This window comes from Nocardia sp. NPDC005366, assembly GCF_040606855.1.
Taxonomy (GTDB): domain Bacteria; phylum Actinomycetota; class Actinomycetes; order Mycobacteriales; family Mycobacteriaceae; genus Nocardia.
On sequence record NZ_JBEXFQ010000004.1, the window covers coordinates 116,470 to 139,021 of the forward strand.

A 22,552-nucleotide genomic window follows, 5' to 3' on the forward strand; every position below is an offset into this window, starting at 1 on the left:
GCGCGAACCAACGACATGAGGACCTTTCGATGACCAACACCGATTACGGCACGCCGAGCTCCGGTGTCGCCGAGCCGCCCGGTGCCGGGTCCGCTCCGATCGCCCACCTACCGGGTGATGTCCACATGTGGATCATGGTGCTCGGCGATCTGCTGATCTTCGGGGCCTACTTCGTGATCTTCATGGTCCACCGGGCCATGGAACCGGAGGCATTCCTCGCTGCTCAGCAACATCTCGACCTCGACCTGGGTACGCTCAATACCCTTGTATTGCTGACCAGTTCATGGTTCATCGCCCGTAGCGTCCACGCCGCGCGGACCCTCCAGCATCAACGTGCCGTACGACTGACCTACGCGGGCGCCGCGCTGGGCGTGCTGTTCATCGTGATCAAGGCCCGAGAATGGACGGCGGAGATCTCGCGCGGCCACACCTTGGTCTCCGACGAATTCTTCTCCTTCTACTATGTGCTCACCGGCGTGCACCTGTTCCATGTCGCACTCGGCCTGCTCATTCTCGGAGTCGTCGTGCGGGAACTGCGCCGCCCGGACCGTCAGCGCATCGTGCGAAGTCCGAACCGCAGCCGCATGAGCATGGTCGAATCCGGGGCGATCTACTGGCACATGGTCGATCTGCTCTGGATCGTCATCTTCGGCCTACTCTACGTCATGAGGTGAAATCCGTTGAGACCCATATCGACTCGGACAATCACGGTGATCTGGCTCGCGCTGTCGGCGATCACTCTGCTCTCGTGGTGGCTGGCTCCGGGCCATTCCGGCGAACCTGCGGTACCGAGTACCGTCGTCACCCTCGCGGTCGTCGTGCTCGGTGCTGTCAAGGGACGCATGATAATCCGGTATTTCATGGAGGTGCGCGCCGCACCGCGATGGTTGCGCCTGGCCACCGACGGATGGTTACTCGTCCTGTGGAGCGCGATCTTCGCGGTGTACCTGTGGTGATTCGCCGCACGACAGGCACGCCTCGGCCGGAATCGGTCGCAACCCGACCATCCACATCGACCTGTCGTGGTCTACGTCCTAGTCGGGCAGATCGAGCATCCGTTGGGTGAGGTGAATCAGCGTAGACCGCAATGTCTCGTCGTCGAGATCGGTGACCAGCGGGTTGACCACCGCCCCCGCGATCGCCGCGGACAGGACCGCCGCCGAGACACGAGCGACCACATCGTCATTGCTGCGCTCATCGAGCAGGACCGCGTAGAGCCGGCTCATGAAGATCCGGAAAGGCTCGTACTGGCCGAGCAGACGTACGATGATCGGATCGTTGGTCAGGGTGCTCACCCACCGACGGCGTGTCACCGCCAGCTCGATGACGCAATTCAACAGCACTTTTCGGGCGCGGGGGCGGTCCTCCTCGCCCTCGGCCGCGACCAGCGCGTCCTCCAGAATGGACAGTTCGTTCGCCGTCACGGCGATGACGATCTCGTTCTTCGTCTTGAACTGGAAATACACCGCGGCCTTCGTGACACCGACGGCGTCCGCGATCATCTGCAGCGACGTGCCGCTGACACCGTGCGTCCCGAACAGATCCAGCGCGGCCGCCATCGTCCGACGCTGCGCTGCGCTCCACTGAATACTGCTGAAAGGGCGTTTCGGCGGGCTGTCGGCGAGCATAGCCATCAGGCTAGCTCGAGTCTCGGTCTGTGCCGGAGGGTCGTGGTCTCGGCCGACTCGGATGCTTGGCCGTTGCTGATGTGGGGCTCCGGTCAGGGGAACGGCACTTGATCGAAGCTCCTGCGGCCTCACCCCGGACCCGCCGGAACTAACCGCCGACGCGCTGGAGCGGTTGCAGTACCCGCTCCACCAGCGTGGTGTCGCAATGTTCGATCACCTCGGTGAGCCGGCCGTTGGCGATCCGGAAGATGAAGCAGTAGGTCTGCTCGTACGGCTCGCCGGCGGTGGTGATGCCGTGTCCGCGGACCTGGGCGACGACGCGGTCGTCCTCGGCGATCACGAAGTCGGCCGCGCTGCGGTACTCGGTGAACTGGGTCATCAGTGGCCGCAGAAGTTGGTTCAGCACAACCGACTTCGGTTCCCAGGTCGCGGACCAGGACCAGTTTCCCGGAAAGATCCAGCGGCAGTCCTCGGCCATGGCTTCGCTCATCGCTCGGGTATTGCCCTGGGACATCTGCTCGAAGATGTGCTCGATCAATTTCTTGTTCGCCGCTGTGCTCATACCTCGACGCTAGGGGGCGTCGAGGTATGCGGCAAGCGATCTTCTCGCATATTTGGTATGAGTGGATCGCATGGGTGAGTTCACGATCGTCGGGTTGCGGGTGGTCCGAGAGGCCGCTCGGTGCGGGTCGTTCTCGACGGCCGCGGAGAATCTGGGCTACACGCAGTCGGCGGTGTCGCGGCAGATCGCCCTGATGGAGCAGGCGGCCGGTCGGGTGCTGTTCGAGCGGCACGCACGCGGGGTGCGGGCCACCGAGGCGGGCCGGATCGTGCTGCGGCATGCCGAAACAGTGCTCGGTGGGCTCGGCTCCGCGCGGCAGGAACTCGACGAACTGTCCGCCCGCCCGCCCGTCACGCTCCGGGTCGGCGCATTCTCGACTGCCATGGCCGCGCTGGTGCCGAGGGCCGTTGCCGCCACCGCGCCACGACTCGCGCGAATACCGCTGCGCGAAGGAACCAGTCCGCGGTTGATCTCCGCCGTCGCGCGCGGGCGGCTGGATGTGGCGGTGGTGACCGAGACGGGGAATCTGCCCGTGGATGCCGAGATCGAGCCGCTGCTGGACGAGCCGCTGCTCATCGCGGTGTCACCGGACCATGCACTCGCCGGACGCGCGAGCGTCACCCCCGCACAGCTGCGCGGGCAGCGCTGGATAGCGGGCAGCACCGAGGTGAGCAGCACCCTGCTCGGCGCGTGGCGCGATGCCACCTGGGAACCGGAGATCGCCTTCGTCGCCCGTGACTGGTTCGCCAAGCTCGGCCTGGTCGCGGCGGGTATGGGCAGCACCGTGGTGCCCGCGATCGCGGTGCCGGTCCTGCCGCCGGGCATCGCACTGATCCGCGTCGACCATCCCGCCGCGGTTCGCACGACAAGCGTCGTCTATCGCGGCGCGGACTCGGCCACCCCGAGACAACTCTTCATCGAGGCATTGCGCGACGCCGCCGCCGACCTCGCCACCGAGGTTCGCCAGCGACTTCGATAGCCGACTTGTACAGCTTCGCGCCTGCGCCGAATCGCGTTATCGGTTAGCCGATTTCGACGACTCGCGCCCACGCCGGTGGATCGCGTTCGCTCGACGAAGGGGCCCGGCGGAACAGGCCGACGACGGTGCGGCACGAGGGCTCGGTCTCGGGCCAGGGCGTCTGACCGTCGGTTCGGTGGTGGCCTCGCCGAGCAGTGTCAGCAGATCAGCCGCGATATCGAGCTGGGAACCCTGAGGCGCGCAGGTGTGAGCGGCGGCGCCCGTGACAGATGTAGACATATGAATCACCTTGTGTTGTAGCAGGATCAGCGGATACGACGGTGAGAAGTGATCGCGCCGTCGCGGGTCTGGGTGGTCGCGCCGCGCGGCTGTGTGCGGTAGTCGCGAGATCGGGACGTGGTCTCGCGCCGGAGCGCACGCTTCGGCAGGTCAGTAGCTCGTCGCGTTGCGCGGGTGCGCGCGGCGATCGCGTGGACGCCGAACACCGGGGTAGTCGGGGGTCAGTTGCGGTTCGGACAGGCCGGATCGGTAGAGCCCGTGTGTGATTCGCTGTTGCGCGGTAGCTGTCAGTTCGTCCCGGAGAGCGCCGTCGCGCAGGATCGCCTCGGGACCGAGCAGGCCTTCGACGACGCGGAGTGCGCCGGCGACGTCGCCGTGTGCGAGACGTTCGCGAACTCCAGGGAGGCACTCCGGTTGGCGATGCGCCTGGTCGATAACCTGCAGGCAGGGGAGCGGGGTGCCGGTCAAGGCGGCCAGGAGTTCCTCGCGCCGGATCTCGGTCCGGTCGTGATCCAGCGCGGACAGCGCACCGTCGACAACGCCGATTCGATGTCGCTCGCTGCCGCATTCCACCAGGTGCGTTCGCTCCGCGTGGATTGGGCCCCGAACGGATTCGCTCGGCGAATCGTCCGGCACCAGCGCCGCGGCAACCAGCGGATGCAATCGGTCGATCGAGATCACGCCGGTGCGAAGCAGTTCCAGGTCGGGTGGTCGCCAGGTCGCGGCGTAGGGCAGCACCGCAAGCGCGGAGACGGCTCCGGCTGGATATGCCGGCGCGATCCGCAATCCGGCAGGCCCGAGTTCGGCGATCACCCGCTGCCGGGAACCCAACCGCACCAGTACCGTATTGTCCTGTCGCCCTTCGGAATCGAGCAGGATTCGTGCCTCGTCGCCCCAGCGATCAACGGCGTAGCCGCGATCGCGCGGCGCGATCTCCAGCAGAGCCGGGTCCGGCGCCGGCCGATCGGCGACCGGTTCGGCTCCACACCGTACCCCCAGCTCATCGGTGCGGCGCGCATCCCAGAGGTGACGGTGCAGGTCCATCCGGAGCGACCCTCGGCAGGTGCCAGCGCAGCAGATCCGGGGCCAAATGCCGGAGATCGGACCGGACCTCGGCCGCCAACTCCTGGCCGTGAGCCCTTGCCAGAGCACGTAGATCGATATCGACATCGAAACCGGCGGCCGCGCAGGCCCCGGCCCAATCCCCGGCGCGACGCCGAGCGGTAGCGGCCTCGATCATGGTCGGAATTCGAGTTGGATCTGCCAGTGTCGCAACTTGTTTCCGGCTGGAATCCAGCACCGGCCTGGGCGTCGTCGGCGCCTTCGTCGGCGTGCGGTCAGTCGAACGGGCCTTTGTCGATGCCGCAGCCGGTACCGGCCGGGGGAAGTTCCCCGGATTCCAGGTACTCCCGCTTGACCTGTTCAGCGCAGGTGCTCGCCACGTACATGCTGCTGTGACCCGCGCCCTCGATCACGACTACTCGGGCGCTGGCGAGTTCGGCGGCGCCCGCGACCGCGCCGGCCAGCGGTGTGGCCGGATCGAATCTGCTGTTGAGGACCAGAATCTGGGCCGAGGCCGACCGATTCCACGGCCCGGTGTACCGGTCGGCGTCGTGGCCACGCCAGAAGGCGCAGACGGTGGTGTCGAAGACTGCCACCCGTCCGAAGTGTGGTATTCGCTGGTCCTCTGTGATGGCCGCGCGGCTGTAGACGGAGGGATCGGTGGGCACGACGCTGTCACTGCATTGGATCGTGTAGTACGCCTCGGTGCGGTTGGCCAGATACGAGGCCTCAGCGATCGACCGCAGGTCGGCGAGGTCAGGAAGGGTGGTCGCCGAATCGAACAGCGCCTGCAACAGGGTGGCGAGGTCCGGGTAGGTCGACGGCTGCGAAAGTGCGCTGGCCGCACCGATGATCGCCGAATAGGTCCAGCTCTGACCCGCTACCCTGATGGGCGCGATGCGCGCTCGCTGGGTGAGTGCCATCCATTTCAGTCGTGGATCGCCTGCACCGAATGCGCAGCGTGGACCGGCTACCGCGCACTCGCGGAGGAATTCGTCGAAGGTGTCCGCGATACCGGCGGCCACATTCTGTCTGACGTCCAACGGGACTGTCGTGCCCTGTCCGTCATGGCCGTTCACGTTGCCCTCGAAGTCCACCGACCCGTCGAACACCATCGCCCGCACCCGGCTGGGGAACATGTTCGCGTAGATCGCGCCGAGTTGGGTGCCGTAGGAGATTCCGTGGTAGGTGAGTTGCGGATCGCCGACCGCGCGGCGCAGCAATTCCAGATCGCGCGCGGTATTGGCGGTGGACGCGTGATCCAGGATCGGCCCGGCGTTGCGTTCGCAGCGGTCGGCGAGTTCCTCGGCGTACGCGAAGTACGCGGCTTCGTCGCTGGCAACCGTTGGCATTTCCGGGCTGGAGCCGAGGAAGGCGAGTTGTTCGTCCGCATTCGGGAAGCAGCGGGTCGCCGAGCTGCGCGCCACCGACCGTGAATCCCAGGCCACGAGGTCGAAGCGCGACCGCAGCTCATCGGAGAACAACCACGGCCACCGGGCCCGCTCCCGCAGCCGGTCGACGCCGGATTGGCCGGGGCCGCCGAAATTGACGAACAGGGTACCGATGCGACGGCTCGGATCAGCGGCGGGCAGCTTGATCACCGCGAGGTCGATGTGGTCGCCATCGAGCTGGTGGTAGTCCAGCGGCACTCGCGCGGCGGTGCAGTGAAAGCCGTCCTGGCAATCGGACCAGTGCAGTTCCGGCGTCGGCGCGGCCTCGGCGAGACCATCCAGATAGGGGTCGACGGCGTCGGTCGCCGTGGCGGGCGTGCCGAGCGCGGCGGCACCGAAGACAAGCGCGAGTAGCACAGCGCTGATTCGACGAGAACCGCCACGCCGCAGTCGCCGAACCAAGGGAGCCTCCTGTGTGTAGCGCAACGAGCCTCGGACCACGCCGGATCGGTGAAAGAGTCTATTCCTGAGCCGTAATCGACCGGTGAGAGCATTCCGATCGCCGAGCGGCACCGCTGACAATTGTCGAAATTCATCCAAATGTCAACTGCGGCAATGAATTAAGACTTCGCAATGTACGGTTTGACGCTTTCGCCCATGGGCGAAGATCGCCGATCACGACGAACCGCACTCCGAACCGGTCCCGAAACCTCGATCGGAACGTCTCGGCCACCCCGCCACGACCGAGACGGATAACGCGTGGACCCCGCGGTGCCTGGATGCGGAAACTTCGAGTAGTTCCGATCCGGGTGCGGGAGGGATGCACGTTGTCGCCGTTCGCGGCGGACTCCTGGCCACCGGAGGGCCGAACGGGACCGATGGCAGGGCGTGGCAGGGCACAAAGACCACAGTCAACGGCCGCGAGCGGGGGTAATGTCTCGAACAGAGAGGCCTCGGCGCGACCGAGGGCTACGGGCATCTCCAATCCGAGGAGATATCATGACCGATACCCGGATCGGCACCGGAACTCAGGCCGTCGACCGCACCGGCGACGGCGCCCCCGCTGAGCCGGACGAGGCCGCCCGCCGCAATGACATCGACGCGATGGTCGACGTCGCGACATCCGCGGCGAACGCGTTCCGCAAGCTCGACCAGAAGCAGGTCGACACGATTGTCGAGGCGATGGTCGAGGCCGGTATCCGGGCCGCGGTCGAACTGGCGATGGTGGCCGTCGAGGAGACCGGCTTCGGCGTCTTCGAGGACAAGGTCGTCAAGAACTACGTCGCCACCGAGTTCCTCTACGACTACCTTCGGGACAAGAAGTCCGTGGGAGTCATCGAGGAGGACGTCGAGCGCAGCATCGTGCGCGTCGCCGAGCCGATCGGAGTCGTGCTGGCCATCACCCCGGTCACCAATCCGACCTCGACGGTTCTGTACAAGGCCATCGTCGCCGCGAAGACGCGCAACGCTATCGTCTTCCGGCCGTCGCCTTTCGCCGTGCGCTCGTGCGAACGCACCGTCGAGATCCTCCGCGCTGCGGCCGAGGCGGCCGGAATGCCGCCCGGCGCGTTGCAGGTCATCCCCGACGCCGCCCATGAGGTGACCCACTACCTGTTCAAGCATCCCCTGGTCGACTTCATCTGGGTGACGGGCGGTCAGAAGATCGTCGCCTTGGCCAACGCGGCAGGAAAACCCACACTCAGTGTCGGCCCCGGCAACGCACCCATCTACCTCCATCGCACGGCAGACATCAGAGGCGCGGTCGTCGACATCCTGATCTCGAAGACCTTCGACGCGTCCGTGATCTGTCCCGCGGAGCAGACCTGCATCATCGACGAGGCGATCTACGACGACACGATCGCCGAGTTCGAGAGGATGGGCGCTCACGTGCTCACCGACGAGCAGTGCGCCGCGGTCGCCGACTTCGCCTTCGGCTGTGGCGACAAGGTCAATCTCGAGGCCCTGGGCAGACAGGCGCCCGAGCTCGCCGCCCGCGCCGGATTCACCGTCGACCAGGCGGTCAAGGTCCTCCTCGCGCCGCTGCCCGCCGATCTCGACGAGCTCGCCGCGCACCCGCTGGTGCAGGAGAAACTGATGCCGGTCCTCGGACTCGTGCGTGCCCGCGACGTCCAGCACGGCATCGACGCCGCCGTGCTCGTTACCGAACACGGCGGCCTCGGGCACACCTCCGCCATCTACGCCGACGATCCCGCCGTGATCGAGGCCTTCAGCCTCGCCGTACGCACCGGACGGATCCTGGTCAACGCGCCCACGGCGGTCGGGGCCCTCGGCGGGATCTACAACAATCTCACCCCGACCTTCTCCCTCGGCTGCGGTACCTGGGGCGGCTCCAGCACCACGGAGAACGTCAACTACATGCAGCTGCTCAACATCAAGACCGTGTCGCACCGGCGCACGCCGCCACAGTGGTTCCGCGTTCCCTCGAACACGTTCTTCAACGCCGGCGCCCTCGAGAACCTCCGGGACGTCGAGTGCGACAGCGTCGTGGTGATCACGGACGCGCTGAGCGAACAGCGTGGAGTGGTCGACGAACTGCGCGGCAAGGTCCGCGCCCGGCATCTCAAGGTGTTCAGCGAGATCGAGCCGGAACCCGACGAGGCCACCATCCGCCGCGGCGTCGCCCTGCTCGAGGCGTCGCCGCCGGACCTGCTCATCGCGATCGGCGGCGGATCGGTGATCGATGCGGCGAAGGCGATCCGACTGTTCTACGAGCACCCGGAGAAGGACCTCGCCGCACTCACACTGCCGTTCCTCGATCCCCGCAAGCGCATGGCCGACTATCCCCAGGATCCGCACAAGATCCGGCTGGTAGCCGTCCCGACCACGTCCGGTACCGGTTCGGAGGTCTCACCGGCGGCGGTCCTGACCGTCGCGGGCCGCAAGGAAACCCTGGTCGACTACTCCCTCGTACCAGACATGGCGATCGTCGACCCGCTGCTCGCGCTCTCCATGCCGCGAACGCTGACCGTCGACACCGGCGTGGACGCCTTGACCCACGCCCTCGAGGCCGCGGCCTCGATCTTCGCCACGCCCTACACCGACGCCTTCTGCGTCCAGGCCGCGCGGCTGATCTTCGAGGCGCTGCCACGCGCGTACGAGAACCCCGACGATCTGTCCGCCCGCACCGACATGTCCAACGCGGCCACGCTCGCGGGCCTCGCTTTCTCGAATGCCTTCGTCGGCACGAATCACGCCCTCGCCCACGCCGTCGGGGCCCGGTTCGGCATCGCCCACGGCCGCGCGAACGGGGTATTCCTACCGCACACCCTGCGTTACAACGCCGACCTGCCCACCAAGTTCATGCCGGCCCCCGGCTATTCGGCCTACGTCGCACCGGAGAAGTACGCCCAACTCGGACGGATCATCTTCGGCGGGCATGAACCCGACGAGAGTCGTCGCCGGCTCTTCCAGGGCGTGCACGACCTTCTCGAGCGGCTCGGTGTGCCGCGCACACTCGCGGAACTCGGCGTCCCCGAGGACGAATTCCGCGCCGCCCTACCGGAACTGGCGATTACCGCCTTCCAGGACCTGAGCAATCGCACGAATCCGCGGATGCCCCTGGTCAGCGAGATCACCACCCTCCTGCGGCTCGGCTACTACGGGGACGACGACACGCACTGACTCGGCGACCGAGATCTCCCCGCACCGCATCGCCGGTCCGGCGGTGTGGTGTTGCGGTGACATACCGCGATGAGATCTATCCGGTAGTGCACGGCATCCGCTTGACTGCACGCACGAAGTTGCCGATGAGTGGCTCCGGCTCGCCGACCCGCAGGCCGGGTACTCGGGTGAGCAGTTCGCCGAACAGGTGGCGCATTTGCATCTTGGCGACGAAATTGCCCATGCAGAAGTGCGGGCCGCCGCCGCCGAACCCGACATGCGGGTTCTTCGGCCGAGAGAGGTCGAACCGGTGGGGGGCGTCGAAGATTCGCTCGTCGCGGTTTCCGGAGCTGTAGATCATGGCGACCCATTCGCCCTTCGAGATCTTCTGGCCGCCGAGTTCGGTGTCCTGAGTAGCGGTGCGACGGAAGGTCATCACAGGGGAGGCCCAGCGAATGAACTCCTCGGTGGCCGTGGGGATCCGGCCGTCGAAGTCCTCGAGCAGCCACGCCTTCTGGTCGGGATGCTGTTGCAGGGCATGGGTGCTCAGGGAAATGGTGTTGCGCGTGGTGTCATTGCCCGCCACCGACAGCAGGACGAAGAATGCGGCGATCTCGTCGTCGGTCAGGCGCTGGCCTTCGATTTCGGCCTGCACCAGATTGGTCATCAGGTCGTCTGCCGGGTTCCGTCGGCGCTGATCGGCGAACTCGAGGCCGATGGTCAGCAGCCGGACCAGCGAGTCGTTGATGACCTCACCCGGCTCGCGTCCCGCGGCGACGTCATCGTCGTTGAACGAGACCATTTCGTCGGCCATATGCGCGGCCTCTTCCCTGAGCGCGGGATCGAGGCCGAGCATCTCGTAGACGGTCCACATCGGCAGCCGCCGCGACACGAGGTCGACGAAGTCGCCTTCGCGGGCTTCGATCAGGCCGTCGACGACTCGCCTCGCCTGAGAAGCGGTCTGATCGTCGATCCTCGCGACCTGCTTGGGTGTGAACGCCGAGCTGACGAGCCGCCGGAGTTGCCGGTGGCGAGGGTCGTCCATGGCCAGAAACGACTGTGACGCCTCGAGTAGGTCCTCAGGAAGATCCTCGAACTGCACGCCTTGGCCGGAACAGAACAGTTCCGGGTGCATGCTGACCTCGGTGATGTGCTCGTGGCGGGTGACCACCCACATTCCCTGCTCGTCGGAGGGCATGATGCCGCCCTGCATCGGGGGCTGCCAACTGACCGGAGCCTCGTCACGGAGTTGCTTGAACACGGCTTCGCGGTCGTCTGCGGATCGGGCCCAGAACGCCAGATTCGTCACAGCGAGTGGGTGGAAGTCGCGGGTGATGGTGCTCAAGGGTCTCCTCTGTGTCGGATAGGTCTGTGGGACGTTCGGTCAGTGCGGGGCGAGTGTCACACCGCCGCTCCGGCGGCACAGCGGCTGACCAGTTGCCTCTGACCAGTTGCCTCTGACCAGTGACCAGGTGCTCGGCGGGGTGTGGACATGTCATACCTGTAGGCGCAAAGCCGCTGTCGGACAGCCGGATACGGCCGCATCCACCTCGGCGCGCCGGTCCTCGGTGATCTCGTCCCGCAAGAGAATCAGGTCACCGGAGTCGTCGACCTCGAACAGGTCGGGGGCGACGGACTCGCACAGGCCGAGGCCAGTGCACTTCGCCCGATCGACGATGATCTTCATGGTATTTCCTTCGATGACGTGGGGCGGGATGCGTTTCAGAACAGCTTCCGCATGACCTTCAGCGCGGTGGCGGTGTACGGCGGGTAGACCAACCTCAGATCCGGGCGCTGTGGTTTGAGCAGCACCGACTTGCGGTGGCTGAGTGTTTCGAATCCGTAGCGTCCGTGGTAGCCGCCCATGCCGCTGTCGCCGACACCGCCGAACGGAAGTTGGGGCGCGAGGACGTGCATACCGATGTGGTTGATCACCGCACCGCCCGCGCTGACGCGTGAAAGAAATCGTCGCTGCACCGCGATCGACCTGCTGAACAGGTACGCGCCGAGCGGCTTCGGTCGGGAACGAACGAACTCGAAAGCGGTGTCGACGCAATCGACGGTGATGACCGGCAAGATGGGGCCGAAGGTCTCTTCGGTCATCACCGGATCGTCGACCGATGGATCGACGATCACGGTTGGTTCGATCGTGAGTGTGTCGCGGTAGGCGCCGCCGCCGACGGCGAACGAGCCGCTCGATGTCGCCAGATAGGACTCCAGACGATCGAATTGCCGCTCGTTGATTATCCGCATCGCCGGATTGGTTTCCGCGGCCAGGAATTCACCGATCACCCGCGTGAGTTTCTCGACGAGGGCATCGCGGACGCTTGCCTCGACGAGCACGTAGTCGGGTGCGATACAGGTTTGGCCGGAGTTGAGTAACTTGACCCACGCCAGGCGCCGCGCGACGACGTCGAGATCGGCGTCGGCGTCGACGATGACAGGTGACTTGCCACCGAGTTCGAGAACGACCGGCGTCAATGTTGGTGCGGCTGCGGCCATGATTCTGCGGCCGACCTCGGTGCCCCCGGTGAACAGCACGTGATCGAAGCCCAGCGCGATGAGCGACTGGGTGACGCTCGCGTCGCCCTCGACCACCGCCACCGCATCCGGGTCGAGGTATTTCGGAATCAGGTCCGCCAGCAATGCTGAGGTGGCCGGTGCCAACTCGGACGGCTTGACGACGGCGCAGTTGCCTGCGGCCACGGCCGCCACCAACGGGCTCAGGGTCAGATAGGCCGGGTAGTTCCACGGACCGATGATCAACGCGGTGCCGAGCGGCTCGTACTGGACCCAACCCACGGCTGGAAGCTGATTGAGAGAAAGGGTTTTCGGACGGGGAAGCATCCATGCGCGCACGCGCTTGCGCGCGTAGGCGGCTTCGGCTTTGGTGGGAGCGATGTCACCGAGCCACGCCTCGACCGGGCTGCGTCCGAGGTCGGCGTTCAGGGCCGCGGCGATCTCGGATTCGCACTGGTCGACCAGGCGCTCGATCGCCTCGAGCTGGCGGACGCGCCAGGATGCCGAGCGGGTTCGCCCGGTGGCGTGGACAGCGCGGAGGCGAGCGAGCAGTGCGGCGTGCTCGACTCCGTCGGCCGATGGGGTGCGGGTCGGTTCGATGGTGGTCACGGGTGGCCTCAGATCTGGGGGAGGGGGACCAGGCCGGTGAGGTACGTGCCACTCAACCCGCCGTCGACGATCAGCGGATGCCCGTTGACCCAGCTTGCCGCGGGCGATGCGAGAAACAGGATCGCCGACGCGATCTCGTCGGGGCCGGCGTGTCGGCCGAGCAGGTTCTCGGCGCCGTCGATGTTGTCTTCTCCCATGGATTGACGGAAGTCCTCGAGGATCGGAGTGCGGACGGGGCCGGGCAACACGGCGTTGATGCGCAAACCCATGTCGTGAAGGGCGACACCCATGGTCATCGTGTAGACGGTGGCGCACTCCTTGGAGAAGTTGTAGGCGTTGCCCTCCTGCGGATTCTTCGCGAACCACTGGGCGGCCTCGGCGAACGAGTCGGTGGCGAGGAGTTTCTTGATCGTGTCGAGGCGCTGCTGCCAGCCGAATCCCGCCGTCGAGGAGACCACGACGACAGACCCGCCGGGTGCCATCCGTTCGAACATCGTCTCGGTCAGGTGTCGCATACCGAAAACGTTGACCGCCATGACAGTTTCGGCTGGGGCGGTGCCGGGAACGCCTGCCACGTTGAGCAGGGCGTCGAAGGTGCCGTCGAGACGGTCGACCGCGGCGTCGATACTGTTCTCGTCCGCGAGATCCACCGGAAAATGGGTGGCGACATCGGCGGTCGGCTCGTTTCGGTCGAGGCTGACCACGTGGGCGCCGGCGGAGATGAGCTGCCGGGCGGTGGCGTCACCGATGCCCGACGCGGCGCCGGTGACGACGAAACGTTTGCCGGAGAAGTCGAACACGGAATTCCTTTCGGAAGAGGTACGGCCCCTGGAACGGGCGGCGGGGGAGAGAAGGTCGATCAGCGCGCTACCGGGCAGGTGGTCGAGACCGGCAAGCGTTTCACCGCGCAGGCGAAATTGCCGACCAGCAGGTCCGGGGTGCCGAGGGTGAGTGCGGGCACGCGGTGGAAGAGTTCGCCGAACATATGGCGGAGCATCATCTTGGCGAGAAAGCTGCCGAGGCAGAAGCGGGGTCCGCCGCCGCCGAACGCGACATGACCGTTCGGCCGTCGCGTGATGTCGAAGGTCCAGGGGTTGTCGAAGGCGTTGTCGTCACGGTTCCCCGAGGCGTAATACATCACGACCCAGTCGCCCGCGCGGATCTGTTTGCCGCCGAGCACGGTATCGCGGGTGGCGGTGCGGCGGAAGGTCATGATCGGTGTCACCCATCGAAGAACTTCCTCGACCGCGGCGTCGATGCGGCCGTCGAAATCCGCCATCAGGTACGCCAGCTGGTCGGGGTGATCCAGGAATGTCTTGGTGCCAAGGCTGATCGTGGTGCGGGTGGTGTCGTTGCCCGCGAACGACATCGAGACGAACATCGACGCGAGATCGTCGGCGTGGTGCTCTTCGCCGTCCATGCCGAGGAACGACTCCGCGGCCGTGCGGAAGTCGTCGGGGATTTCCTCGAGCTGGGTGCCCTCGCCGGAGCAGAACAGCTCGGGATGGGTGCTGACCTCGCGGATCAGCTCATTGGTGGTCACCGCCCAGAATCCTGGGATCTCGGGTGTCGCGATCGCGCTGTCGACCGGGCGTTGCCAGCTCACCGGGTCGCGCCTGCGCAGCTCGGCGAATCGCAGGTCGCGTTCTTCCTGGCTCGATGCCCAGAAGGTGAGGCTGGAGATGTCGACGGCGTCGTATGGAAGACGGTCGTGGTGCTCGGTCACTGCTGTCCCTACTGCTTCGGTGGTGTGGACCGGGCTCAGGCGATGAGGTCGGTCCGGCCGTCGGCCTTCAGCGTCTCGACGTACACGGGGAAGAGTTGTTTGCTCAGCGGGGCCAGCTTGAGCAGGCTCGCGACATTGCCGTCGACTGTGATCTTGCCCTTGGCCATCGCGAGCGGGAGATTGATCTTGCCCTGCCAGTAGGCGTTGCCGACCTCGGCCGCCATGGTCATGGTGGCGTTGGGGGTCGCGTCGGCGCCCGCGGGCAGCACCTTGCCCGCACCCATGTCGACCACGATGTCCGCGTCGGGATCGGTGAAGGTGGAGCGCAGGACCACGCCGGTCGCCGAGAGCTTTTCGCGCAGTTCGTCGTCGGCGAAGGCTGCCTCGAAGATTCCACCGATGTAGCGACGGACTTCGTCGGACGTGCTGAAAGCCATGGGGGAGTCCTTTCGGTGGCGGCTGCCGAAGAGTGACCCGGGGGGAAGCGGTGTGCGGTGGATCACTGTCGCAAACATAGCATAAGTTATCTTACTGACAAGAGTTTCGTAGACACAGCCGCTCCGCGACGTGTTCTACCTGCGCCGATCGCTGTTGCGACCGTCAAATGGGGCGGGTTCGGGTGCGCAGTTCGTAGCGTCGTTCGGCGTAGGCCATATCGTCGCGCCACAGGCGGGTCGCCGCGTGTTTCATCAGGGGCCGCAGCAGCGGTAAAGCCCGGTGCGCGTGGCGGAAACCCGGACGATCCGAATCGGCGATCACGGCTTCGACGACGGCCGTACGTGACCTGCCGTCGGGGCCGGACCCCATCGGGGTGGCGTGGGTTTCGACGACACTGCCCGCTCCTTCGCCGGAGATGATGCGCATGACGACGGTGCGCGGGTCGGGGCAGGTGAATTCGGCTTCGACGGGCACACCGAGGCGTCGGGTCACGCGGAAGGTCACGTCGAGCACGAATCGGTGATTGTCCTCGGTGATCGCCTCGCGCGGCGGTGTCCGCGTGACCCGCAGCCGGGCGAAGGAGTAGGGGTGGAACCATGCGCCGTGCCAGGGATCGAGACGATTGGCGATGATGTCGCGCGGTTCGCACACGCCCACCACCGTGGTCACCGCGTGCATCGTCGCGTCCGCGGGTCGCGGACCGAGGATCGGTGTGTCCGTGGGTGTTTCGCCGCCGAGCGCGTCCAACCGTACCCAGGCGAGGACGCCGTCGTCGTAGCCGGGGTACGGACACCAGCGGGTCGATTCGGTCGCGCCGATACGCATTCCGTGCCAGCGGCAGATCAATGCGGTGTCGTCGACCTCGGCGAGTGCCAGGGGCGCCCCCAGATGCGGGCATGCCCCCGGCCCGATACGCAAGGCGCCCGCCGCGTCTCGCCACGCGACGAGCTCCGTGCCGCCGATCTGCGCGCCGAACGGGCGGTCCGCGCGAATGTCGGTGCTGGCGGCGAGGACGTACCAATTACCGGACGGTTGCTGCTGTGACCAGCGCAGCGAGGCCGCGATCAGGCCGGGATCGGCGTCCTGGTAGGTCGGCTGTTGCCGTGCCCACGTTTGCGGCGAGAAGCGCTGTAGCGGAGAGTTCTTCGGCCACGTCGGCCGATGGCGATCGGCACTCATCGGACCCGCTCCCGTCGTGCGGCCAAGGTGCGCAGCACCGCCGAGCGCCCGTCGGCGGGGACCGTTTGCAGGGAGTGCTCGGCGGCGCCCCACTGCCTCAGCAGGGCGTTGGCCGCGAGCCATCCGGTGGTGGCCGCGCGCTCCATCAGGGCGACGGGCAGATCGACGCGGATGCCGTCGCCCGCGAGCATCAGTCGCGGGTGCGGTGTCATCACGCCCGGTCGTCGGGCGAAGTCACCGGGGGCGAACCGCGGGCAGTCCTGGCGCCACAGGATGCTCTCTCCCACGATGCGCGCCTGGGCGGTTTCCGGGTAGAGCTCGTGCAACCGCGCCAGCAGGCGGTCGCGCAGTTCACCGCCCGCGTCGCCCGGCACCGCGTAGGCGTGCAATTCGACGACGCTTCCGCCATGGCGGCGCGCCCACGCCGCCGCCTGGTTCTCGTATCGCTCTAGCACGCTGATGTTGTCGAGCGGGTGCAGGTTGCCGGTGCCGAGGAATGCGGGACGCTCGGGGCGCACCGGACGGTCGAGCCACAGCCGCAGCACAGCGAATGCCGGTGCGACGGCCGATTCGGCGACGCGCGAACGCCATTCGTCGTTCCCCAGCGTCGGTGACGCGGCGACGATATCGCGGAGACCCGCCACGTCGGTGGCGATGACGACGGCATCCGCGTCGAGGGTGGAACCGGTATCGACGGTCAACCGGAAGGTGGCCTCGCCGCCGGTGTCGATACTCGTGACGCAGACGCCGGTGTGGAACTCGACTCGGCCCGGCCGACCCGAAATTCCCGGCGCGGTGAGGTATTCCGCCAGCGGCGTCCACAGGCCGATATCGAAGTTGTCCCGTGCCACATCGAATATCAGTCCTTCACTGGAGCCGAGAAAATAGATGTGGAACATGGTCGCGAGTTCCGCCGCGGACATATGCCGCGGCTCGACGAAGAAGCTGCGGGAGAAGACCTCGAAGGCGAGGTGGCGGGCCGCGGGCGGAAAATTGATGCCGCGCAGGAAGGTTTCGGCGTCGAGGTGGTCGAGTTGCTCATAGATCCGCGGGACCGACACCGCGGCCAGTGGTGCGGCGGCACGCGCGTCTATGCGGATCAGATCACGAAGTTGGAAGCTCGGGCTGCGCAGGGCGAAGGCGAGCGCGTTCCACGGTGGGGTGCGCGGCAGGTCCCGGAAGGTGTCGAGGCGTCCGTCGGAGCCGGCGAGCGGATAGTCGTCGAGGCGGCGGAATCGGCTCAGCCGAGGATCGCCGCGCACCAACAACTTCCGCAGATTGTAGTACTGGGCGAAGAAGGCGTGGAAGCCGCGGTTCATCCCCACCTCGGTGCCGTCGGACAGCCGCTCGGTCCAGCCGCCTACCCGCCCGCCCAGATATCGTTCGCGCTCGATCACCTCGACGTGAAAGCCCCGCTCGGCCAGCCCGGTCGCAGCCGCCGAACCCGCGATTCCGGCCCCGATCACCACCGCTCGGGGCCGCGCCCCGTCCGCACCGACGTCGGGCAGTCCGGGCGCACCCGGGTACCGCACCCTACGATTATCCCTGCCGTAGACCGCCGTTCCATTGCTCACCGGATCGCTCCCGATGAGACGCGCACCGCGTGCGAACCCCGGCGCGCCCACCACGCCCGCACCAGGCCCTCGGCGCCGACTCGCAGGCGTCGTCGGGTTCCGACGGTGGCACGGCGGCCGAACACCTCGAAGTCGCGGTCCTCGATGCACTGGAGGATCTCGGAGTACAGCAGCAGTGCGGTCGCTACACAAGGACGTGATCGCGGCGCCAGCCGCTCGATGCCACCGCGTGCGAATTCGTATGTCTTCCTGGTGATTTCGTGCTGTGCGGCGAGAGCGTCGCGTACCCTCGGTTCGACCGTGCCGCGCGTGTGGCACCACGACAGCAGGTCCCGATCCACACCGTGCGCGGCCAGTTCGTCGGCGGGTAGGTATACGCGATCGCGGGCCAGATCCTCATCGACATCGCGAAGGAAGTTGGTGAGCTGGAACGCTTTGCCCAGGGCCGCCGCATAGGGCGCCGCCTCCCACTCCGGAACCGTCGTGCCCAGTATCGGCAGCAGTTGCAGGCCGATCACCTCCGCCGATCCGTAGACGTAGCGATCCAGTGCGGCGCGATCCGGATAGTCGGTGACCGACAGGTCCATCCGCATCGATGCCAGGAACGCGTCGAAGAGATCACCGCGGATGTGATAGCGGGCGGCGGTATGCAGAACCGCGGCGAGCACCGGGTCGCCGTCCGCGTCCGCGTGCTCGAATTGCGCGGCCAGAGTGTCCAATCGAGCGGCGCGTTCGGCGGTGGTGAGTCGGGCGTCGAAGTCGTCGAGTATGTCGTCGGCGCGGCGGGCGAAGCCGTAGAGCGCGTGCACGGCGGGTCGCTGATCCGGGGCGAGCAGCCGGGTCGCCAGGAAGAACGTCTTGCCGTGCCGGGCATTGAGTTCCCGGCAGAGTCGGTACGATCGGCGCAGGGACGGATCGGTGATACCCGCCGCGTCGAGTTCGGTGCGCGTCATGTCGGATCCGATCGGCTGTAGGGGCGGGTGGATGTGGTGGCGCGGACGGCGCCGGTGACGCGGTCCGCGGCGAGACGTCCGGAGATCAGCACCGGAGGTATGCCGACACCGGGCACGGTGGAGCCGCCCGCGAGTACGGCGTTGTCGATGTCGCGAATCATGTTGGCGGGCCGGAACGGACCGGTCTGGGTGAAGGTGTGCGCCAAGGCGAAGGGACTACCGGCGAGCATGTCCTGGGCGGCCCAATCGGCGGGTGTGACCACGCGAAGCAGTTCGGCGTCGCGGAACGCGTCGGTGTCGAGACGCTCCCGGAGTATGTCGAGGATCTGCTCGGCATACTCGGTGGCGAAGTGCGGCCAGTCGATCTCGCCTCGCTCCAGATTCGGGACCGGCGCGAGGACATAGAGCAGTTCCCGGCCCCGCGGGGCCAGCGCGGGATCGCTCGCGGTGGGCCGGGTGACCAGCAGCGAGGGATCGGACATGACCCGCCCGTCCCGGATGATGTCGCGGAAGGCCGATTCCCATGCCGCGCCGAACAGCAGTGAGTGGTGCGGGATATCGAGAGCGCCACGATCGCACCCGATATGCAGAATCGCCGCGGACGGGGCGGCCCGGACCGGAAACGGCCGCCGGGAATGATGTCCGAGCAGCTCGTAGGCGCGGTGCCGTTCGGTCGTCAGTACCACAGCGTCACACGCGATTCGCTCGTCCCGGTCGGTGTGCACGGCACTGATGGCCGACCCCTCGCGCACCAGTCCCGTCACCGTGGTCTCGTAGCGGAATCGCACCCCGGCGGCTTCGGCCGCGGCGGCGAGTGCGTTGGGCAGCGCGCGCATTCCGCCGCGCGGAAAATAGACGCCCGCCACGGTGTCCATATAGGCGATCACGGCGTAGACCGCGAGCGCCCGCTCGGGTGCGACACCGGCGTAGAGCGACTGGAAGGTGAAGATTCGGCGCAGATCCGGATCGCTGATGAATTCGGCGACCCGGCGGTCCCAGCCGCCGAAGCCGCCGAGCGCTGTCAGCCGCGCGAGTGCCGGGGTCAGCATCGACAGCGGCGAATCGACATTGGTGGCGATGAAACGATCGAACTCCACGTGGTAGAGCCGGGTCAGCCACTGACGCAGCCGCCGGTAGCCTTCGGCTTGGCCCGCACCGGCGAATTCGGTGACGGCTCGCACCATGGTCTCCTCGTCGCTGTGCACGTCGAGGGTGCGCCCATCGGCGTAGCGCGCACGATAGGCGGGCGCGACCGGCATCAGCTCCAGGCGATCGCCCGCCCGTTCCCCGACCGCCTCGAAGACCTCATCGATCAGATCGGGCATCGTCAGCACGGTCGGTCCGGTATCGATCCGGTAGCCGTCCAGATCGAGGCGGCCCATGCGGCCGCCCGGTACCGCGGCCCGCTCCACCACCGTCACAGCGCGTCCGCGTCCGGCGAGATGCAGGGCGGCCGACAGACCGGCCAGTCCGGCCCCCACCACCACGATGTGGTCGGTAGGACCCTTGACGGTGCGCATCATCGGACCTCCTCACATCTGCCGCGCGGTACACAGCAGCGCCATCTGGTCCAGTGCGGCCCGCCGACCGGAGGGCAGCGAGCAGGCTCGTAGCGCACTCCTCGCCTCGTCGACGCGGTCGGCGATCATCGCCTCGACGCGTTCGGGTGCGCCGGACGCGCCGATCAGGTCCCGGCATCGGGTGATCGCGGCCTGGTCGAGTGCCGGGCGGCTCGCCAGCTCCGACAGTTCCCGCCGGGTCGCGGGGTCGGCCGATTCGAGTGCCACGACGACGACCGTGGTCGCCCGGTGCTGCCCGAGGTCGCTGTCCTCGGGTTTGCCGGTGACGGCCGCCGAACCGAAGACGCCGAGCAGGTCGTCACGCAGCTGGAATGCCTCACCGATACGAGTTCCGTAGCGGCTCAGCATCATCAGCGTTTCCTCGGCGCATCCGGCCATCGCCGCGCCGAGTTCCAACGGGCGCGCGACGGTGTAGTTCCCGGATTTCGCGCGAGCGATCGCGAGTACCTCTTCCAGCGCGGGCCGATCACGGACGTCATTGGTCAGATCCGCGTATTGACCGACCGCGAGCTCGATCCGCATCTCGTCGTAGCCTGGCCACACCCGCGCCAGCGCGGCGGCATCGACACCGCTTTCGCGCAGCATCCGCTCGGCCCACACCAGGCACATATCACCGAGCAGGGTCGCGGCCGACGCCCCGAAACGCACGGCGGATTCGACGCCGTCGTGCCCGTACCCTTCGGACAGTCGGATATGCGCCGCGGGTGCGCCGCGACGCAATGCGGCGTCATCCATGACGTCGTCCTGAAGCAGGGCGAACGCGTGCAGCAGTTCCAGGCTCGCCGCCGCCCGCAGTGCGGCGTCATCCGGTTCGGCGCCGCACAGCCATCCCAGATACATGAAGCCGGACCGCAGGCATTTACCCCCGACGGCGTATTGCCGAAGGACGTCTTCGACTGCCGCCGAGCGCAATCCATCGGTCCGGACCCCGCGCAGGAAACCGGCGACCTCGTCGAGTACCCGCGTGCGCACCTCCGCGCGCCACCCGTCGAATCCGACGGCGATGTCGGGCAGGCCCGCTCCCGTATCCACGGCCGCCGGTGGCCACGCCGGGCCGATGTGTGTGATGCTCACCTGCGTCTCCTCTCTCGAATACTTCGAACGCGGTGCCCATGACCCGCGGACGGTCGTGCGCGCGGCGGCCGGGGCAGCGATGCGAGAACCTGTGCGATCGTCTCGAACGGAGTGTGATTCGCCATGTCGGCCGCTAGCCGACGCGCCCCGGCGCGGTAGGCGTCGGCGCTCAGCAGGCGATCCACGGCCGCGGCGATCCGGTCGGGTCGCGGGCGCGCGGTGCCCAAGTCGATGCCCGCGCCGAAATGCGCTGCCCGTGCCGCGATTTCCGGTTTGTCGGCGGTATCACCCGCGACTATCACGGGTATGCCGTGGCCCAGCGCCTGCTGCACGCCGCCGTATCCGCCATTGGTGATCATGACATCGACATGGGGTAACAGCCGCGAGTACGGCACGTAGTCGAGGACCATCGCGTTCGCGGGCACCGGTCCGATCGGCGCCGACGAGCCGCCGGTTGTGGCCACGACGACCAGATCGTCGCGTCCGCCGAGGGCCGACAGAGTCGGGCGGATCAGTTGACCGAGATCGGCGTTGTCCCACGTTCCCTGCGTGACAAGAACGACCGTTCGCCCGCGATCGAGCACATCCCAGCGGTCCGGGGACGCGGGCTCCGTATCGGCGGGTGGAGGAACGGGTCCGGTGAATACCACCGAGGACGGCAGATCGCGGCGGGGATACTCGAAACCGGGCACGGTGAATTGCAGGATCCGGTCGGCGAGAACCGGCCAATCCAGGAAGAAGACCGGCGCGCGCGCCACCGCGAGCTCCCGCAGGGCCGCGTCCAGCCGCGCCTGATCTGCCCGGAAAAGCACGTCGTGCACGAACCTGTTCATCGTCGTGTAGTCGCGACCGGCTCGCGGTCGCCACCCGATCCCGAACGGAGGCGTATCCGCGCTGGACAGCATGAGCGGCACGACACCGCACGCGAGGACCGGTGGCCTTGGCCGTTCGGACAGCAGAAACGGAATCGCCCCCGTATACATCACGTCGACCAGCACGGCGTCGTACCGATCGCGTTTCGATGCGGTCGCCAAGGCGGCGTATTGGGAGGTGAGCGGCGCGAGGAAACCGGACAGCAACTCCGCGCGACCGGTGCGCCAACGCCGCACCACATCCGGTAGCGGCCCGCGCCGCGGCGTGATCGGCCGGGGGTGTGCCGCCGCGGGGAGCAGCAGCGGCCGAACTCCCGCCCGGACGACAGCCGGACGGAATGCCGCGCCGGTGAGCAGCGCGATCTCGTGTCCGCGACGCCGCAGGTCGGCCGCGACCGCGATCATGGGCGTCACATGCCCGGGGATGGGGCTGGCGGCGAGTAGGTACCGTGCCACGGCGCTACCCCCGCGCTCGACGAATCCGCCGGTGCCCGCGCGCCCACGG

20 protein-coding genes are annotated in these 22,552 nt (G+C 67.2%); 4 read left to right on the forward strand and 16 right to left on the reverse strand.

Annotation, left to right across the window (positions count from 1 at the left end; genetic code table 11):
- Positions 1-29 precede the first annotated feature (29 nt).
- Positions 30-674 (forward strand): cytochrome c oxidase subunit 3 family protein, encoded by a 645-nt coding sequence (locus ABZS43_RS06340; RefSeq protein ID WP_355034765.1) that lies wholly within the window; start codon positions 30-32, stop codon positions 672-674.
- A 6-nt stretch (positions 675-680) separates the two neighbouring features.
- Positions 681-956: a cytochrome C oxidase subunit IV family protein gene (locus ABZS43_RS06345; protein ID WP_355034766.1), complete on the forward strand. Its 276-nt coding sequence runs from the start codon at positions 681-683 to the stop codon at positions 954-956.
- Between the two features lie 78 nt (positions 957-1,034).
- Here the strand turns inward: ABZS43_RS06345 and ABZS43_RS06350 are convergent, their stop codons facing one another.
- Together ABZS43_RS06350 and ABZS43_RS06355 are read right to left on the reverse strand one after the other, a co-directional pair.
- Positions 1,035-1,628, reverse strand: a complete 594-nt coding sequence (locus tag ABZS43_RS06350) for a TetR/AcrR family transcriptional regulator (protein ID WP_355034767.1) — start codon at positions 1,626-1,628, stop codon at positions 1,035-1,037.
- A 148-nt stretch (positions 1,629-1,776) separates the two neighbouring features.
- A complete protein-coding gene (locus ABZS43_RS06355) occupies positions 1,777-2,190 on the reverse strand; it encodes a nuclear transport factor 2 family protein (protein WP_355034768.1) in 414 nt (137 codons plus the stop codon).
- A gap of 70 nt (positions 2,191-2,260) precedes the next feature.
- On the opposite strand from ABZS43_RS06355, the gene ABZS43_RS06360 reads away from it, so the two are divergent.
- Entirely contained in the window at positions 2,261-3,169 is a 909-nt protein-coding gene (locus ABZS43_RS06360) for a LysR family transcriptional regulator (protein WP_355034769.1), read from the forward strand.
- A gap of 429 nt (positions 3,170-3,598) precedes the next feature.
- Here the strand turns inward: ABZS43_RS06360 and ABZS43_RS06365 are convergent, their stop codons facing one another.
- Together ABZS43_RS06365 and ABZS43_RS06370 are read right to left on the reverse strand one after the other, a co-directional pair.
- A complete protein-coding gene (locus ABZS43_RS06365) occupies positions 3,599-4,492 on the reverse strand; it encodes a hypothetical protein (protein WP_355034770.1) in 894 nt (297 codons plus the stop codon).
- A gap of 293 nt (positions 4,493-4,785) precedes the next feature.
- Positions 4,786-6,318, reverse strand: coding sequence for an alpha/beta fold hydrolase (locus ABZS43_RS06370; RefSeq protein ID WP_355034771.1), 1,533 nt, complete (start codon positions 6,316-6,318; stop codon positions 4,786-4,788).
- Between the two features lie 582 nt (positions 6,319-6,900).
- On the opposite strand from ABZS43_RS06370, the gene adhE reads away from it, so the two are divergent.
- The gene (gene adhE, locus ABZS43_RS06375; RefSeq protein ID WP_355034772.1) at positions 6,901-9,543 is read left to right on the forward strand and encodes a bifunctional acetaldehyde-CoA/alcohol dehydrogenase; all 2,643 of its coding nucleotides are present in this window, start codon (positions 6,901-6,903) and stop codon (positions 9,541-9,543) included.
- A gap of 76 nt (positions 9,544-9,619) precedes the next feature.
- Here adhE and ABZS43_RS06380 read toward each other — a convergent pair whose 3' ends face one another.
- From ABZS43_RS06380 to ABZS43_RS06435, 12 genes are all read right to left on the reverse strand, one after another.
- The gene (locus ABZS43_RS06380) at positions 9,620-10,867 is read right to left on the reverse strand and encodes a cytochrome P450 (protein WP_355034773.1); all 1,248 of its coding nucleotides are present in this window, start codon (positions 10,865-10,867) and stop codon (positions 9,620-9,622) included.
- Positions 10,868-11,017: 150 nt separating this feature from the next.
- Positions 11,018-11,209 carry a ferredoxin gene (locus tag ABZS43_RS06385; protein ID WP_355034774.1) on the reverse strand — a complete coding sequence of 64 codons (192 nt, stop codon included), beginning with the start codon at positions 11,207-11,209 and terminating at the stop codon, positions 11,018-11,020.
- Between the two features lie 35 nt (positions 11,210-11,244).
- On the reverse strand, positions 11,245-12,651 hold the full coding sequence (locus ABZS43_RS06390) for an aldehyde dehydrogenase family protein (RefSeq protein ID WP_355034775.1): 1,407 nt from the start codon (positions 12,649-12,651) through the stop codon (positions 11,245-11,247).
- A gap of 8 nt (positions 12,652-12,659) precedes the next feature.
- A complete protein-coding gene (locus ABZS43_RS06395) occupies positions 12,660-13,451 on the reverse strand; it encodes a coniferyl-alcohol dehydrogenase (RefSeq protein ID WP_355034776.1) in 792 nt (263 codons plus the stop codon).
- A 59-nt stretch (positions 13,452-13,510) separates the two neighbouring features.
- A complete protein-coding gene (locus ABZS43_RS06400; protein WP_355034777.1) occupies positions 13,511-14,377 on the reverse strand; it encodes a cytochrome P450 in 867 nt (288 codons plus the stop codon).
- 35 nt (positions 14,378-14,412) lie between these two features.
- Entirely contained in the window at positions 14,413-14,814 is a 402-nt protein-coding gene (locus tag ABZS43_RS06405) for an SCP2 sterol-binding domain-containing protein (protein ID WP_355034778.1), read from the reverse strand.
- Between the two features lie 163 nt (positions 14,815-14,977).
- On the reverse strand, positions 14,978-15,994 hold the full coding sequence (locus ABZS43_RS06410) for a DUF5914 domain-containing protein (RefSeq protein WP_355034779.1): 1,017 nt from the start codon (positions 15,992-15,994) through the stop codon (positions 14,978-14,980).
- Positions 15,991-17,526 (reverse strand): NAD(P)/FAD-dependent oxidoreductase, encoded by a 1,536-nt coding sequence (locus ABZS43_RS06415; RefSeq protein ID WP_355034971.1) that lies wholly within the window; start codon positions 17,524-17,526, stop codon positions 15,991-15,993. Before ABZS43_RS06415 ends, ABZS43_RS06410 begins: the two co-directional genes overlap by 4 nt.
- Before the next feature lie 38 nt (positions 17,527-17,564).
- Positions 17,565-18,521 carry a phytoene/squalene synthase family protein gene (locus ABZS43_RS06420; RefSeq protein WP_355034780.1) on the reverse strand — a complete coding sequence of 319 codons (957 nt, stop codon included), beginning with the start codon at positions 18,519-18,521 and terminating at the stop codon, positions 17,565-17,567.
- Positions 18,518-20,041, reverse strand: a complete 1,524-nt coding sequence (crtI, locus tag ABZS43_RS06425) for a phytoene desaturase family protein (RefSeq protein WP_355034972.1) — start codon at positions 20,039-20,041, stop codon at positions 18,518-18,520. Before crtI ends, ABZS43_RS06420 begins: the two co-directional genes overlap by 4 nt.
- A 12-nt stretch (positions 20,042-20,053) precedes the next feature.
- The gene (locus ABZS43_RS06430; protein ID WP_355034973.1) at positions 20,054-21,133 is read right to left on the reverse strand and encodes a polyprenyl synthetase family protein; all 1,080 of its coding nucleotides are present in this window, start codon (positions 21,131-21,133) and stop codon (positions 20,054-20,056) included.
- A gap of 38 nt (positions 21,134-21,171) precedes the next feature.
- Entirely contained in the window at positions 21,172-22,503 is a 1,332-nt protein-coding gene (locus tag ABZS43_RS06435) for a nucleotide disphospho-sugar-binding domain-containing protein (protein ID WP_355034781.1), read from the reverse strand.
- Positions 22,504-22,552: the final 49 nt, after the last annotated feature.